Origin of the sequence: Paraburkholderia sp. SIMBA_053, from assembly GCF_046534895.1 — a bacterium.
Taxonomy (GTDB): domain Bacteria; phylum Pseudomonadota; class Gammaproteobacteria; order Burkholderiales; family Burkholderiaceae; genus Paraburkholderia; species Paraburkholderia caledonica.
In genome coordinates this window covers 1-244 of record NZ_JAWRXU010001478.1, presented here as the reverse complement: position 1 = coordinate 244, position 244 = coordinate 1, and the positions used below count along the sequence as shown (strand labels likewise).

Sequence of the window (244 nt, the reverse complement as noted above, 5' to 3'; positions counted from 1 at the left end):
CCGCGCTAACGGTTTAGATTCTGGCCGTTGGTGTTCGATTTCCGAGGGAGACATCATGGAAGAAAAACAAACTGTCGCAGCGGACAGCACTGCCGTACGCGTCGCGCTGTGGCGTGCGATGCATGTTCAGGTCGACGCGCCGCCGCATGTGCTCGACGACGAAGTCGGTCTGCGGCTCGCCGCGCCCGACGCAAGCTGGCGCGAACGTCCCGACATGGATGCGCAGGGAACGCGCGGCTATCGC

The 244-nt window shown here is 63.5% G+C and carries 1 pseudogene; it reads left to right on the top strand.

Annotated elements, in window-relative coordinates:
• Positions 1–55 precede the first annotated feature (55 nt).
• Positions 56–244: pseudogene (locus SB753_RS40520) on the top strand (SAM-dependent methyltransferase); the annotation flags it as partial.